Annotated in this window: 11 protein-coding genes; 7 read left to right on the forward strand and 4 right to left on the reverse strand. The window is 57.7% G+C overall.

Annotated features, from left to right (window positions below; genetic code table 11):
- Nucleotides 1–64: 64 nt before the first annotated feature.
- Together WFM45_RS03530 and metG are read right to left on the reverse strand one after the other, a co-directional pair.
- Nucleotides 65–1,132, reverse strand: a complete 1,068-nt coding sequence (locus WFM45_RS03530; protein ID WP_336954610.1) for a sugar ABC transporter substrate-binding protein — start codon at nucleotides 1,130–1,132, stop codon at nucleotides 65–67.
- 224 nt (nucleotides 1,133–1,356) lie between these two features.
- Nucleotides 1,357–3,384, reverse strand: a complete 2,028-nt coding sequence (gene metG / locus WFM45_RS03535) for a methionine--tRNA ligase (RefSeq protein ID WP_048322608.1) — start codon at nucleotides 3,382–3,384, stop codon at nucleotides 1,357–1,359.
- 159 nt (nucleotides 3,385–3,543) lie between these two features.
- Here metG and apbC point away from each other — a divergent pair, with 159 nt between their 5' ends.
- Complete coding sequence (apbC, locus tag WFM45_RS03540) at nucleotides 3,544–4,656, forward strand: iron-sulfur cluster carrier protein ApbC (RefSeq protein ID WP_033633709.1); 1,113 nt, start codon at nucleotides 3,544–3,546, stop codon at nucleotides 4,654–4,656.
- Between the two features lie 45 nt (nucleotides 4,657–4,701).
- Here apbC and WFM45_RS03545 read toward each other — a convergent pair whose 3' ends face one another.
- Nucleotides 4,702–5,331: a phosphatase PAP2 family protein gene (locus tag WFM45_RS03545; protein ID WP_033633708.1), complete on the reverse strand. Its 630-nt coding sequence runs from the start codon at nucleotides 5,329–5,331 to the stop codon at nucleotides 4,702–4,704.
- A 231-nt stretch (nucleotides 5,332–5,562) separates the two neighbouring features.
- Between WFM45_RS03545 and udk the strand changes: the two genes are divergently transcribed.
- The 4 genes from udk (at nucleotide 5,563) to dcuC (ending at nucleotide 10,316) form a co-directional block, all read left to right on the forward strand.
- Nucleotides 5,563–6,204 (forward strand): uridine kinase, encoded by a 642-nt coding sequence (udk, locus tag WFM45_RS03550; RefSeq protein ID WP_004938922.1) that lies wholly within the window; start codon nucleotides 5,563–5,565, stop codon nucleotides 6,202–6,204.
- 125 nt (nucleotides 6,205–6,329) lie between these two features.
- Nucleotides 6,330–6,911, forward strand: a complete 582-nt coding sequence (gene dcd, locus WFM45_RS03555; protein WP_004938917.1) for a dCTP deaminase — start codon at nucleotides 6,330–6,332, stop codon at nucleotides 6,909–6,911.
- Nucleotides 6,912–6,955: 44 nt separating this feature from the next.
- Nucleotides 6,956–8,788 (forward strand): outer membrane assembly protein AsmA, encoded by a 1,833-nt coding sequence (gene asmA, locus WFM45_RS03560; protein WP_336954614.1) that lies wholly within the window; start codon nucleotides 6,956–6,958, stop codon nucleotides 8,786–8,788.
- Between the two features lie 175 nt (nucleotides 8,789–8,963).
- Nucleotides 8,964–10,316, forward strand: coding sequence for an anaerobic C4-dicarboxylate transporter DcuC (gene dcuC, locus WFM45_RS03565; protein WP_015377222.1), 1,353 nt, complete (start codon nucleotides 8,964–8,966; stop codon nucleotides 10,314–10,316).
- 30 nt (nucleotides 10,317–10,346) lie between these two features.
- Here dcuC and WFM45_RS03570 read toward each other — a convergent pair whose 3' ends face one another.
- A complete protein-coding gene (locus tag WFM45_RS03570) occupies nucleotides 10,347–11,930 on the reverse strand; it encodes a TerC family protein (RefSeq protein WP_033633706.1) in 1,584 nt (527 codons plus the stop codon).
- A 611-nt stretch (nucleotides 11,931–12,541) separates the two neighbouring features.
- On the opposite strand from WFM45_RS03570, the gene galU (WFM45_RS03575) reads away from it, so the two are divergent.
- Nucleotides 12,542–13,438, forward strand: a complete 897-nt coding sequence (gene galU, locus WFM45_RS03575) for a UTP--glucose-1-phosphate uridylyltransferase GalU (protein ID WP_154870908.1) — start codon at nucleotides 12,542–12,544, stop codon at nucleotides 13,436–13,438.
- Between the two features lie 53 nt (nucleotides 13,439–13,491).
- Nucleotides 13,492–14,385 carry a UTP--glucose-1-phosphate uridylyltransferase GalU gene (gene galU / locus WFM45_RS03580; RefSeq protein ID WP_336954620.1) on the forward strand — a complete coding sequence of 298 codons (894 nt, stop codon included), beginning with the start codon at nucleotides 13,492–13,494 and terminating at the stop codon, nucleotides 14,383–14,385.
- Nucleotides 14,386–14,465 lie beyond the last annotated feature (80 nt).

Consider the following 14,465-nt stretch of genomic DNA (forward strand, 5'->3'; position numbering starts at 1 on the left):
AAGGGGAAAGCCGATAATTAGTTTAAAAACAGAGGCTGCGTCGGCAGCCTCGTCAAAAACAGCATTATTTACCGTGTTCGGCCTGCAGCGTGGCGAACCACGGCTGGACGAAATCTCTGCTGCTGCCCCAGCCGGGGATGATCTTCGCCAGCCCGGCGACGTTGACCGGCCCCGGCTGCGCCAGCAGCAGCGCTTGCGGAATGACCGTCGCTTTGAACTGATAGCTGTCCGGCGTGCTTTCTCCGGCGATCTTGTTGGCCACCAGGCGCAGGTTGACCGCGCCGATCAGCTTCGGATCCACCGCCACGCTGACCTGCCATGGGCTGCCGGCCTCGCGCATCAGCTGCAAATCCTGGTTGGAGATATCGATGCTGTACAGTTTGATTTCGGTGCGGCCGTTCTCTTTCAACGCCTTGTAAGCGCCCTGGGTGAAAGCGTCCCAGGTGCCCCAGATGGCGTCAATCTTGCCTTTCGGGTATTTCGCCAGCACCGCACCCACTTTATTGGCGGTATCTCCCTGCACGTCGGATGAAACCGCGCCAATCGATTCCAGCTCATGAATGCCCGGATGCTGTTTCAGCAACTGCTGGTAAGCGGCCTGGCGGCGCTCCATCGGCGGGAAGCCCGCCACCCAGAGTTTGATGATGTTGGCCTGCCCGTTGAAATCCTTCACCAACTGGCCGAACGAGGCGTTAGCCAGCGAAGCGTCGTCCTGCTGCGAGACGGTGACGCCGGGAACGCGGCCGCTGACGTCGGTATCGAAAGCCGCGACGGCGATACCGGCCGCCGCGATGCGCTTGACCAGGTCGGTGGAATAGGGGGCTCGCCCCTGCGAGAGAATGATGCCGTCATATTTCTGGCTGATAGCCTGGTTGACGAAGTCCTGAAAACGCGCGTCGTCGCCGTTGCTGAGGAAGGTGTCCACCTTGAAGCCCAGCTTGCGCCCTTCCTGAATGGCACCCGCCAAAAATTGCGTGGTGTTGTCGTCTGATCCGAGGTTGCGGATCACCGCGATGCGCACCGGCCCCTGATGTTGAGCGATGGCGGCCGGCACGGCGGCGTTTTCCGCCGCCTGCAGCGGCAGGGCGGCCAGCAGACTGAGGGCGAGCAGCGAAGTCTTGAGGTTTTTCATTATTATAGGCTCCAAAAAAGCAGGGAAACGATCCCGGTGAAGGTCTGTTATAGCAGTCTTTCTGTCTGGACGTCTATTTTGGGTTTCGGAGCATCATAGCCGGATGCGGCGGGCAGGGGAATCAGGGCGGTTATGACTTTTTCTTCATGCTTATAACGTGGGGGTTGGGGCAATAAAAAAGGGCCGAGCAAGCTCGACCCTCCCTATGCCACGCATCTGCGCGATTACTTGACCTGCATGCCAGGCTGCGCGCCGCTGTCCGGGCTCAGCAGGAAGATCTCTTTCCCGCCTGGGCCTGCCGCCATCACCATGCCTTCTGACACGCCGAAGCGCATTTTGCGCGGCGCCAGGTTGGCGACCATGATGGTCAGACGGCCTTCCAGCGCTTTCGGGTCCGGGTAAGCGGAGCGAATGCCGGAGAAGATTTGGCGCGATTCGCCGCCCAGATCCAGCTGCAGCTTCAGCAGCTTGTCGGAGCCCTCGACAAAGTCGGCGCTCTTGATCAGGGCGATACGCATGTCGACCTTGGCGAAGTCGTCGAAGGTGATGGTTTCCTGGATCGGATCGTCAGCCAGCGGGCCGGTCACCGGCTTGGCGGCGGCCATGTCTTCCTTCGAGGCGTTGACCATCTCGTTGACCTTGTCCAGATCGATGCGGTTGAACAGCGCTTTGAACGCGTTCACCTGATGGCCCAGCAGTGGCTGCGGGAGCGCATCCCAGCTCAGCTCGGCGTTGAGGAACGCTTCGGCGCGCTCGGTCAGCGAAGGCAGCACCGGCTTCAGGTAAGTCATCAGCACGCGGAACAGGTTGATGCCCATCGAGCAGATGGCCTGCAGATCGGCGTCGCGGCCTTCTTCCTTCGCCACTACCCACGGTGCCTGCTCATCCACATAACGGTTGGCCAGATCGGCCAGCGCCATGATTTCGCGGATCGCGCGGCTGAACTCGCGGCCGGCGTAGGCTTCGGCGATGCTCTGCGCCGCGTCGACGAAGGTCTGGTACAGCGCCGGATCGGCCAGGCTGTCGGCCAGCTTGCCGCCGAAGCGCTTGTTGATAAAGCCGGCGTTGCGTGACGCCAGGTTCACCACCTTGTTGACGATGTCGGCGTTCACGCGCTGCACGAAGTCTTCCAGATTGAGATCGATGTCATCAATGCGTGAAGAGAGCTTGGCGGCGTAGTAATAACGCAGGCAGTCGGCGTCCAGATGCTGCAGGTAGGTGCCGGCCTTGATGAAGGTGCCGCGCGATTTTGACATCTTGGCGCCGTTCACCGTCACGTAGCCGTGCACGAACAGGTTGGTCGGTTTGCGGAAGTTGCTGCCTTCCAGCATCGCCGGCCAGAACAGGCTGTGGAAGTAGACGATGTCCTTGCCGATAAAGTGATACAGCTCGGTGGTGGAGTCTTTGCGCCAGAACTCGTCGAAGTCCAGATCGCCGCGCTTGTCGCACAGGTTCTTGAAGGAACCCATGTAGCCGATCGGCGCGTCCAGCCAGACGTAGAAGTATTTGCCCGGCGCATCCGGGATTTCGAAGCCGAAGTAAGGCGCATCGCGGGAGATGTCCCACTGCTGCAGACCGGATTCGAACCACTCCTGCATCTTGTTCGCCACCTGCTCCTGCAGCGCGCCGGAGCGCGTCCACGCCTGCAGCATTTCGCTGAAGGCCGGCAGATCGAAGAAGAAGTGCTCCGAGTCGCGCATCACCGGCGTCGCGCCGGAAACGACGGACTTCGGATCGATCAGTTCCGTCGGGCTGTAGGTGGCGCCGCACACTTCGCAGTTGTCGCCGTACTGATCCGGCGATTTGCATTTCGGGCAGGTGCCTTTCACGAAACGGTCCGGCAGGAACATGCCTTTCTCCGGATCGTACAGCTGAGAAATGGTGCGGTTCTTGATAAACCCGTTTTCTTTCAGGCGGCTGTAAATCAGGGTGGACAGCTCACGGTTTTCATCGCTATGGGTCGAATGATAGTTGTCATAGCTGATGCCAAAGCCGGCGAAATCCTGTTGGTGCTCCTGGCTCATCTCCGCGATCATTTCTTCCGGTTTCACACCCAGTTGCTGCGCTTTCAGCATGATCGGCGTGCCGTGCGCGTCGTCCGCGCAGATGAAATGCACTTCGTGGCCGCGCATTCGTTGGTAACGCACCCAGATATCCGCCTGGATGTGCTCGAGCATGTGGCCGAGATGGATGGAACCATTTGCGTACGGTAGCGCGCACGTCACCAATAATTTTTTCGCGACTTGAGCCATAGTGAGAACTTGCTTTCTGTAATGAATAAAAGGGCCTTCGATGTTAACCGATCGCGCCCTTCGCTGCTAGGGCGGTTTCTTACAGGTTATACGCGCCAGCTACCGGGCAGTTCTGATATGCTTAGCCGGAAGCGACTCATTCAAAATCAAGGAGCCGGGATGAACGCAAAATCCCCTGAGCAGACCAACCCCGAAGTTCTGCGCGCCCTGGTGACCGGTGTACTGGCCGCCTTTGAACACCCGACGTTGAAAAACAACCTGACTGCGCTGAAGGCTATTCATCACTGCGCATTATTGGACGACGTACTGCATATCGAACTGACGATGCCGTTTGCCTGGCAGAGCGGTTTTGAAGCGCTGCAGGCGAGCGTCGGCCCTGAGCTGTTGCGCGTGACCGGCGCCGCCGCCATCGACTGGAAGCTGAAACACGATATCACGACGCTGAAACGCGCCAACGGCCAGGCCGGGATCAAAGGCGTGCGCAACATCATCGCCGTCAGCTCCGGCAAAGGCGGGGTGGGGAAATCCAGCACTGCCGTCAACCTGGCGTTGGCGCTGGCCGCCGAAGGCGCCAAGGTCGGCATTCTGGATGCCGACATTTATGGCCCGTCGATCCCCAATATGCTGGGCACCGAACATGAGCGGCCGACTTCGCCGGACGGGCAGCACATGGCGCCGATCATGGCGCACGGCCTGGCGACCAACTCCATCGGTTATCTGGTGACCGACGACAACGCCATGGTGTGGCGCGGCCCGATGGCCAGCAAGGCGCTGATGCAGCTGCTGCAGGATACGCTGTGGCCGGATCTGGATTATCTGGTGCTGGACATGCCGCCGGGCACCGGCGACATCCAGCTGACGCTGTCGCAGAACATTCCGGTGACCGGCGCGCTGGTGGTCACCACGCCTCAGGATATCGCCCTGCTGGATGCCGCCAAGGGCATCGTGATGTTCGAGAAAGTGCATGTGCCGGTGCTGGGCATCGTGGAAAATATGAGCGTGCACATCTGCAGTAACTGCGGCCACCATGAGCCGATCTTTGGCACCGGCGGCGCCGAGAAGTTGGTGCAGAAATATAACAGCCGTCTGCTGGGGCAGATGCCGCTGCATATCTCGCTGCGCGAAGACCTGGATCGCGGTACGCCGACGGTGATCAGCCGTCCGGACAGCGAATTCGCCGACATGTATCGTCAACTGGCCGGCCGTGTGGCGGCGCAGATGTATTGGCAGGGTGAAGCGATCCCGACGGAGATTGCCTTCCGCGCGCTGTAATCTGTTTGCGGCAGTGAAAGAACCCGGCTTAAGCGCCGGGTTTTTTTATCGGATAGGGGTAGGCTTGTGCAGGTCGGCACGGGTATAAGGGCGTTCGATCTGCGCCAGCGTTTTGGCGATATGCTCCAACAATCCCTGGGTGGGGGCCGGCTGTCGCTGCCCCATCAGCGCCAACGGCAAGGCCAGCGCGATGGCGAAGTGTGACCAGGAGAGATGCGGGCGCGTTTTGCTCCGCTGCAACCGCAGGAACAGGGCGCTGGCCAGGTAGCCTAAAATCAGCCCGCTGATCACCTCGGATACCGAATGCACGCGAATTTCCAGCCGCGAAACGCCGATGGCGAAAGGCAATATCCACCCGGTCAGCAAAGCGATGCTACGTATCGGGTGGGAAAATCGGCCGGTCAACGTCCACAGCAGTGGCGGCCAGATGCTGGCCGCGAGGGCGGAATGACCGCTGAATCCGGTGAAATCATAGCGCTCGCTGCCGATGCCCCAGCCCATAAAGGCCAGTTTGGACAGGCAGACCACCCCGCCGGTGAACCCGAAGATCAGCGCCCACTGCCAACCCGCCGCGCGGGTGGCGGGAGACATGAGCAGCAATAAAAACAGAATCAGCGCGCAGGGCAGCAGCAACATGCTGTCGCCGAAAAAAGTCAGAAAATACCAATCCAGCACATCAATCTCCGATGAAAGGGGGGCGGGGAGCAAAAGTCAGCGCCGGGGAGTGTAACCCGTTACGGTGCGTTGCCCTAGCCGCGAGATTCTTAAAATGCCGCGTGCCCGTGGCGTGGCAGCCCGAATTCGCCCGCCGCCGCGCAATATACAGTGGCGCAATCCCCGGCGACTCCCTATAATTGTCGCGTTTTAGTTCCCCCCTTCACACTATGAAATCAGGTCTTTAATTTTATGACTGACAATCCGCATCAGTGCGTCATTATTGGTATAGCTGGCGCATCTGCCTCCGGAAAAAGCCTTATCGCCAGCACGTTGTACCGCGAACTCCGCGAGCAAGTCGGCGATGAGCACATCGGCGTTATTCCAGAAGACAGTTACTATAAAGACCAGACTCACCTGACCATGGAAGAACGGGTCAAAACCAACTATGACCACCCGAGCGCCATGGATCACAACCTGCTGTTCCAGCATCTGCAGATGCTGAAGGCCGGTAAGGCGATCGAGCTGCCGCTGTACAGCTACACCGAACACACGCGCAAGAAAGAAACCGTCCACCTGGAACCTAAAAAAGTGATCATTCTGGAAGGGATCTTGCTGCTGACGGATATCCGTTTGCGCCAGGAGATGAACTTCTCGATCTTCGTCGACACGCCGCTGGATATCTGCCTGATGCGCCGCATGAAGCGCGACGTCAACGAGCGCGGCCGCTCGATGGATTCGGTGATGGCGCAATACCAGAAGACCGTGCGCCCGATGTTCCTGCAGTTTATCGAACCTTCCAAACAATACGCCGATATCATCGTTCCGCGCGGCGGCAAAAACCGCATCGCGATCGATATTCTGAAAGCCAAAATCAGCCAATTCTTTGAATAATGCCGCTTAATGGCCGGAAATGCGCATTTCCGGCCGACGGCCAACTATTTGCACCCTGGCGTAGACCTTTCGCCCGTTGTGTGGCAATTTTTGTTTAGTTACGCGTTTTGATGGAGAAGAAAGACATGAGACTGTGCGACCGCGATATAGAAGCCTGGCTGGATAGCGAGAAACTGGTGATTTCGCCGCGCCCGCCGCTCGAACGCATCAACGGGGCCACAGTAGATGTCCGTTTGGGCAATCAGTTCCGCGTGTTCCGCGGCCATACCGCGCCGTTTATCGATCTCAGCGGGCCGAAAGATGAAGTCAGCGCCGCGCTGGATCGCGTGATGAGCGACGAGATTGTCCTGCCGGAAGGCGAGGCGTTCTTCCTTCATCCCGGCGAACTGGCCCTGGCGGTGACGTTCGAATCCGTGACGCTGCCGAACGATCTCGTGGGTTGGCTCGACGGCCGTTCTTCTCTGGCGCGTCTGGGGCTGATGGTGCACGTCACCGCGCACCGGATCGATCCGGGCTGGCACGGGCGCATCGTGCTGGAGTTTTACAACTCCGGCAAGCTGCCGCTGGCGCTGCGGCCGGGGATGCTGATTGGCGCCTTGAGCTTTGAGCCGTTGTCCGGCCCGGCGGCCCGGCCATATAACAGCCGGCAGGACGCAAAATATCGCGATCAGCAGGGCGCAGTAGCCAGTCGAATCGACAAGGACTAACGGCGCGAGATGCACCGTCGGTGTGGCGCTGACAAGAGGGTGGCATGAGAAGATTACTGACGACATTGGCGATTTTACTGGTGGTCGTGGTGGCGGGAATGTCCGCGCTGGTACTGCTGGTCAATCCGAATGATTTTCGCGGTTACATGGTCAAAAAGGTCGAGCAGAAGAGCGGCTACCAGCTAACGCTTGAAGGCGACCTGCGTTGGCATATCTGGCCGCAGCTCAGTATTTTGGCCGGGCGCATGACGCTGACCGCGCCGGGCGCCAAGGTGCCGGTGGTGAGCGCGGAAAACATGCGCCTTGACGTCAAACTGTTGCCGCTGCTGTCGCATCAGCTGTTTGTGAAACAGGTGATGTTGAAAAATGCCGTCATTCGCCTCACGCCCGACAGTGAAGAGCACTCGCAAGTGGACGCCCCGATTGCGCCGGCCGGCAGCGGCGTTGATGCGGCAGACACGGCCTGGAAGTTCGACATCGATAACTTGCGCGTCGTGGACAGCTTGCTGATTTGGCAGCGCGCCGACAACGCGCAAATCAATGTCCGGGACATCAATCTTACCCTGCAGCAAACGGAGAAACGGCAGGCGCAGCTGGACATTTCCAGCCGGGTCAACCGCGATCAGCGCGACCTGGCCTTCAGCATGGCGGCCGATATCGATCTGCAGCAGTTCCCGCACCAGATCGGCGCCAAGGTGACCCAGTTCAATTACCAATTGGCGGGAGCGGATATTCCGAACGGTGGTATTCAAGGCGAGGGGAATGCTCAGGTGGTCTATCAACAGACGCCGGCGCAAATTGCCGTCACCCAGCTGAACGTCAGCGCCAATAACAGCCAGTTGACCGGCGATATCAGCGCCAGCCTGGGAGCGATACCCGGCTATGTGGTGAACCTGAATTCGGCTAATCTCGATCTCGACGCGCTTTCCGGTTGGCAATCCAGCACCAATACCGCCGAACAGCCCGCCGTGACCGCCGCGCCGGTGATCGCCAGCCAGGTCGACGATCGGCAGCAGAACCTGGAAGCGCTGCGCGATTTCAATGCACAGTTGAATCTGCAGGCGGCGCAGTTGACCTACCGCGGTATGAACGTTACCCAGTTAGCCGTCGCGGCAGATAATCAACGCGGCCTGCTGACGCTGCATAAACTTGCCGGGCAATTGGCCGGCGGTGATTTCTCCTTGCCGGGATCGCTCGACGCACGCGGCAATAAACCGGTGATAAACGTGCAGCCGACCCTGAACCAGGTTGAGCTCGGCGCGGTGCTCAAAGCCTTCGAGATGCCGCAGATGCTGACCGGAAAATTCAGCATGAAAGGGGATTTGACCGGCGATCGTCTTTCTTCAGAGTCATTTGAGCACCGTTGGAGCGGTACGGCGCAGCTGGCGATGCAGGATGCGCAGCTGCACGGCCTGAACATTCAGCAATTGATCCAACAGGCGGTGGCGCGCAACGATAACAGCGTGCGCGGGCAAGATAGCTATCAGCGCTATACCGAAGTCAAAAGCGTCTCGGCGCGGGCCAGCCTGAGCCAAGGCACTGTCAAGCTCAGCAGCCTGACGGCGGATTCGCCGTTGCTGGCGCTGACCGGCGCCGGCAGTATCGATATGCCGGGAAAACAGTGCGATATGGCGCTTAATGTGCGCGTCACTGGCGGTTGGCAAGGGCGCGGCGAACTGATCGAGCAACTGCAAAAAACGCCGATCCCGCTGCGGGTCTATGGGCCTTGGCAACAGCTGAATTACCAACTGCAGGTCGATCAGGTGCTGCGTAAAACGCTGCACGATCGGGCCAAAGATGCGCTGAACAAATGGGCTGAAAAGAACAAGGATTCACGCGAGGGTCAGGATCTGAAAAAGCTGCTCGACAAGCTGTAATCCCTCCTGACGCGGGCCGTCTTGCGGCCCGCGTCAGTATCGACGTTTCCCGCGATAATTTCCCTCCGTTACCTTGATGAAGGTCATGAAGACCCGCGCTCAATTTGTGCAGAGTAAGGGCGCATTCTGCTATGACTATGCGCCTAAGCGCGAAAAAATGACGAGTTGAGGAAACATGATAGAGCTTCTTATTGGCGCGGCGGTGGCGGCGGGCGTGGGCCGTTACATCATCAAAGGGTATTCCGCCACGGGCGTCTTGATGGTGGGAGGGCTGCTGCTGCTTGGCATCAGCGCCCTGATGGGGAAAACGCTGTTGCCGTCCGGCGCCGCATCTACCGGCTGGCGCGCGACCGATATGATCGAGTACGTCAAGATTTTGCTGATGAGCCGCGGCGGCGATCTGGGCATGATGATCATGATGCTGTGCGGTTTCGCCGCCTATATGACGCATATCGGCGCCAACGACGTGGTCGTCAAGCTGGCCTCGCGCCCATTGCAGATGATCAATTCGCCTTATCTGCTGATGGTGGCGGCCTATTTTGTCGCTTGCCTGATGTCATTGGCGGTCTCTTCCGCTACTGGACTTGGCGTATTGCTGATGGCGACGCTGTTCCCATTGATGGTGAACGTTGGCATTAGCCGCGGCGCCGCTGCGGCCATTTGCGCTTCGCCGGCGGCGATTATCCTGGCGCCGACTTCCGGCGACGTGGTACTGGCAGCCAAGGCGGCGGAAATGCCGCTGGTGGACTTCGCGTTCAAAACCACGCTGCCTATCTCGATTGCCGCCATCGTCTGCATGGCCGTAGCGCACTTTTTCTGGCAGCGTTATCTCGATAAGAAGAGTGATGAACAGCACCACATTATGGACGTCAGCGAGATCAAAACCCATGCGCCGGGGTTCTACGCGATATTGCCGTTTACGCCGATCCTCGGCGTGCTGATCTTCGACGGTAAATGGGGGCCGGAACTGCACATTATTACCGTGCTGGTAGGGTGCATACTGTTGGCGGCAGCGATCGAGTTTGTGCGCAGCTTCAGCGCCAAACAGGTATTCAGCGGCCTGGAAGTGGCGTATCGCGGTATGGCGGACGCTTTCGCCAGCGTGGTGATGCTGTTGGTGGCCGCGGGTGTCTTCGCGCAAGGGTTGAGCACCGTCGGCTTTATCAGCGGGTTGATCGGGTTGGCGCAGTCGTTCGGTACCGGCGGTTTGATTATGATGCTGGTGTTGGTGGTGATCACCATGCTGGCGGCCATGACAACCGGCTCCGGCAATGCGCCGTTCTATGCGTTTGTCGAACTGATCCCGAAACTGGCGGCACAGATGGGCGTGAATCCTGCCTATCTGGTGATCCCGATGCTGCAGGCCTCGAATCTCGGCCGTACGCTGTCGCCGGTTTCCGGCGTGGTGGTGGCGGTCTCCGGCATGGCGAAAATCTCGCCGTTTGATGTGGTGAAGCGTACTTCAGTGCCGGTAATTGTCGGGTTGGTGGTGGTGATTGTGGCGACGGAGCTGCTGGTTCCCCAGTAAAGGAAGGCCGGGCGATGCCCGGCCTCGATGTTAAACCTCGTACTCCTCCGGTGGAGGAGGCGGGGTGATCTTCACTTTCAAGATGCGGTGGCTGTTGACCTCCAATGGTTCGAACAGGTAGTCACCGATCTTGATTTGTTCTCCTTCTTGCGGCACGCGCTGGCTGTGTTCCATCAACAGCCCCGCCAGCGTATGGTATTCGCGCTTTTCTTCCAGCGGCATCGGCAGGTACAACACCAGATCTTCCAGCGGCATATAGCCGTTGGCGATCCAGCTGCCGTCCTCGTTTTGCTGAATGTCGTGGCGTGCGTCCACCTCTTCACCGGCCTCCGGCAGGTTGCCGGCGATGGTTTCCATCACGTCCGTCAGGGTGACGACGCCTTCGACGGAGCCGAACTCATCGACCACGAAGGCGAAGTGCGTCTGCGCCTGGCGGAATTGCTCCAGGGCGCTTAACAGCGTGAGCTGCTCCGGGAAGATCAACGGTTGGCGTATCAGCGCACGCAGATCCAGCGGCGCCTGCGCCAGTTGCTGTTTGAGAACGTCGATGGTGTGGATCACGCCCAGCGGTTCGTCGCTGGCGCTGCTTTCCACCACCACGATGCGCGTGTGCTGATTACGTTCCAGCAACTGCGTCAGCTTTTCCTGCGGATCGTTCAGCTCAAGGTATTCGACGTCGTGACGCGAGGTCATGATGCTACTGACTGTGCGCTGCGCCATGCCGAGTACGCGTTCGATCATGCGCCGCTCTTGCTGATTGAAGATCTCGCCGTTTTCGCTGTCGCTGTCCGCCAGCAGGTTGGCGGAATGGCTGTCGACCTCCGCTTCTTCATGTTTGCCGCTCAGCATGCGCAGCACCGCTTCGGCGGTGCGTTCACGTAGTGGCCGCACCTTCGACAGGAAGCGACGGCGGTTGAACTGCGCCAGCTGGTTCAGCGCCTCGATCATGACCGAGAAGCCGATCGCCGCGTAGAGGTAGCCTTTAGGAATGTGATAGCCGAAGCCCTCCGCCACCAGGCTAAAGCCAATCATCAGCAGGAAACTCAGGCACAGGATAACGATAGTCGGGTGCGCGTTGACGAAGCGCGTCAGCGGTTTGCTGGCCAGCAGCATCAGACCGATGGCGATACAGACCGCGATCATCATCACCGCCAGGTGATCGACCATCCCCACCGCGGTGATCACCGAGTCGAGCGAGAAAACGGCGTCCAGCACCACGATCTGCGCCACGACCGGCCAGAAACGTGCGCCTTTGCGCGCGCCGTGCTGCTCTTCGTCCTTGCCTTCCAGCCGCTCATTGAGCTCCATGGTGGCTTTGAACAGCAGAAATATCCCGCCGACCAGCATGATCAGATCGCGGCCGCTGAAGGGATGCTCCGCGACGATGAACATCGGTTTGGTCAGCGTCGCCAACCACGAGATGGAGGCGAGCAGCGCCAGACGCATGACCAGCGCCAGCAATAAACCGACGACACGGGCCTTATCTCTTTGTTGTTTTGGTAATTTGTCCGCCAGAATGGCGATGAAGACAAGGTTGTCTATACCCAGCACGATTTCCAGCACGACCAAAGTGGCCAGGCCGGCCCAAATTGTTGGATCAGCGATCCATTCCATACGCCCAATTTCACCTGTAAGTTCTACGGCTTATGCCGCACGGGAATAATGGGCGTTGAGGCGGCAAAATTCAACTTTAATCGAGTGGATGTGGTTCAGAACAGGAGGATTACCATAAACATCGATCGGCGCCGAGCGGCCAAAGGAATCACGGGCCTGGGGAGCAAATATCTACCGGGATGCCATGCGCTCAGAAAAGAAACGCCTTATTAAATTTATTTAAATCAAAACATTAAAACAATTTTCTTTGACTATGATTCTTATCGGTATGCGGCACGAGTAGTCTTATTCTGAAAACGTCTGACTGGGGGGATCTAAGGCTTGTATCACTTAGACATTAGTATAAGAATCTTAGTCATATAACGGCAGTAACTAACATTGTTTGGTTATAAAGGCACCGTTTTTTTTATTTTTTTGTGAACAGCATGACAGTTCAAACTAAGAATGAGTGCCGCTTTGCATAAAAATTGCCTGGCTCATGCAATGACGTGGGGGGATACGCCATTAACAGTACTTTGGTAGCTGCAAGCCAAGGGCGGTAGCGTGCCCGATTGAATCCCCTTGTTCACGCTGCACAGATGAATGCAGCGCTACGATGAATTGGAATGAAAATGCAAACAAGACTTAAGGCAGTGATCCCCGTTGCGGGCTTGGGAACCCGTATGTTGCCGGCGACCAAGGCTATCCCTAAAGAAATGTTGCCCGTGGTCGATAAGCCCTTAATCCAGTACATTGTTGCTGAATGCGTGGCGGCGGGGATTAAAGATATCGTATTGGTCACGCATTCATCAAAGAATGCGATTGAAAACCATTTTGACACTTCGTTTGAGCTGGAGGCGATGCTTGAAGCGCGTGTGAAGCGCCAGCTCCTGGCCGAAGTGCAAAGCATTTGTCCGCCGGATGTCACCGTGATGCAGGTGCGTCAGGGACAGGCGAAAGGGTTGGGGCATGCGGTGCTGTGCGCCAAACCTATGGTAGGTGATTCTCCTTTCGTGGTGCTGCTTCCGGATGTTTTGCTGGATGATTCTACGGCGGATCTGCGCAAAGAAAATCTGGCTAAAATGATCCAACGTTTTGGCGATACGGGTTACAGCCAAATCATGGTTGAACCTGTGCCGGAACAAGATGTGTCCAAATACGGTGTGGTAGATTGCGCAGGCGCGACGATCGCCGCGGGAGAAAGCGCACCGATGACGGCGGTGGTTGAGAAGCCGGCCCGCGAGGATGCCCCTTCCAATCTGGCCGTCGTCGGCCGGTATGTGCTTGCCGCCGATATTTGGCCGCTACTTGAGAAAACCCCTCCCGGCGCGGGTGATGAGATTCAACTGACCGATGCGATTGCGATGCTGATGGATGAACAAACGGTGGAAGCGTTCCATATGAGCGGTAAGTCCCATGATTGTGGTGACAAGCTTGGCTATATGAAGGCGTTTGTGCAGTATGGGGTGCGTCACGGTTCCGAAGGCGAAAACTTCACCCGCTGGTTGAAGCAGACGTTGGGAAAGTAACAGGCTGTCGCCACTGCGGCTGAAAGCGATCACGAGATTGAATGAGGTCTACCATGACGAAGTTGAAAGCGGTTATTCCCGTTGCCGGATTGGGCATGCGTATGCTGCCGGCGACCAAAGCGATTCCGAAAGAGATGTTGCCAATCGTTGATAAACCGTTGATTCAATACATTGTCAACGAATGCGTCGCGGCGGGGATTAAAGAGATCATCCTGGTGACGCATTCTTCCAAGAACGCCATTGAAAACCATTTCGATACCTCATTCGAGCTGGAGGCGATGCTGGAGGCGCGTGTGAAACGGCAACTGCTGGATGAGGTACAGTCGATAACGCCAAAAGGCGTAACGCTGATGCACATTCGCCAGGGGCAGCCAAAAGGACTGGGACATGCCGTTCTCTGCGCTAAACCGTTGGTCGGTGATTCTCCATTTGTCGTTCTGTTGCCGGACATCTTGCTGGATGACGCAAAGGCCGATTTGAAGAAAGACAACCTGTCACACATGATTGCGCGCTTTGAGCAGACCGGTCTGAGCCAGGTTTTGGTGCAAAAGGCAGACGAACACGTGCTGCATGATTATTCCGTGGTTGAGTGTGAGGCCAGCAACCTGAAACCGGGTGAAAGTGCTCGTATCACATCGATTATTGAAAAGCCGGCGCCGGAAACCAAGTTGGAATCCAACTACTCTGCGGTAGGGCGCTATGTCTTGTCCGCCGATATTTGGCCGCTGCTGGAGACCACGGAACCGGGAGCCTGGGGGCGTATTCAACTGACCGATGCGATTGCAGAATTGTTGAAACGCAAACCGGTCGAGGCGACAGAGCTGGTGGGGGAATCGTTCAACTGCGGTGAAAAACTGGGTTACCTTCGCGCTTTTGTCACTTATGGGTTGCGTCACCCAACCCAAGGCAAAGCTTTCCGTGAATGGGCTGAACAAATTAAATTTTGAACCTGTTGAAAAACGATACTCTTTCTTTCTAAATATGTAGGCCAGTTAGCAAAAAGCGAACTGGCCTGTGAGCATTTGGT

This window comes from Serratia sp. KG1D (assembly GCF_037150675.1).
Taxonomy (GTDB): domain Bacteria; phylum Pseudomonadota; class Gammaproteobacteria; order Enterobacterales; family Enterobacteriaceae; genus Serratia; species Serratia nematodiphila.